A 1,088-nucleotide genomic window follows, 5' to 3' on the forward strand; every position below is an offset into this window, starting at 1 on the left:
TGTAGTTCCCCGGGACGTTGTGAACGGGTGACGTAAGTGAAGACCTCCGGGACGATGTGAGTTACCACACACCACGTCGTCACCGGAGGTCTTCGTGACTCACGCTAATGCCCCGTTCACTCCAACGGGCAGAGAACGCCTTGCTCGGCTGATCGTCGTCGATGGTTGGCCGGTCCGTCGGGCCGCGGAACGGTTCCAGTGCTCGCCAGCGACGGCAGCGAAGTGGGCTGCACGATACCGAGCGGGCCTGTCGATGGCCGACCGGTCGTCGAGGCCGTTGTCGAGTCCGACCAGAGTCCCGTCCCGGCTGGAACGCCGCATCCTCGCGTTGCGGGTCACCCGGCGGTGGGGACCGCACCGGATTGCGTTCCACCTGGGCCTGGCCCGCTCGACAGTCGGACGTGTCCTGGCCCGGTTCCGGATGCCGCTGCTGCGCAACATTGACCAAGCAACCGGGCTCCCGGTTCGCCGGCCGACTCCGGTGCGATACGAGAAGTCCCGGCCGGGTGAGCTCGTCCACGTCGACATCAAGAAGCAAGGCCGCATCCCAGATGGTGGCGGCTGGCGCGCTCACGGACGCGGGTCAGCCCAGGACCGCGCCGCCGGCTCGAATCGTGATCGTGCTGCTCGTCGGGGCGGTCGCGCCTCTCGCGGATACCGGTTCCTGCACCACGCGGTCGATGATCACTCCCGGCTGGCGTATTCAGAGATCCACGACAACGAACTCGGCGCCACCGCTGCCGGGTTCTGGGCCCGCGCAAACACGTTCTTCGCCGCCGCGGGGATCCATGTCGAGGCCGTGATGACCGACAACGGTGCGTGTTACCGATCCCGCGACTTCGCGACCGCCCTCGGTGACGCGAAGCACCGCTTCACCAGGCCCTACCGGCCGCAGACCAACGGGAAGGTCGAGCGGTTCAATCGGACCCTCGCCGCGGAATGGGCCTACGCCCGTCACTACGACAGTGATGCAGCCAGAACCGCGACCTACGCGGACTGGCTGCATCACTACAATCACCACCGACCACACACCGGCCTCGGCGGCCAAACCCCATCAGATCGCGTTCACAACCTCACGGGGAACTACA

The 1,088-nt window shown here is 66.5% G+C and carries 1 protein-coding gene; it reads left to right on the forward strand.

What is annotated here, in order from left to right; all coding sequences use genetic code 11:
* Positions 1 to 94: 94 nt before the first annotated feature.
* Positions 95 to 1,088: IS481 family transposase (locus ITJ69_RS20165; protein ID WP_194673846.1), on the forward strand; the 994-nt coding region annotated here is incomplete at its 3' end.

Source organism: Curtobacterium sp. VKM Ac-2887 (assembly GCF_015350935.1).
Classification (GTDB): Bacteria; Actinomycetota; Actinomycetes; order Actinomycetales; family Microbacteriaceae; genus Curtobacterium.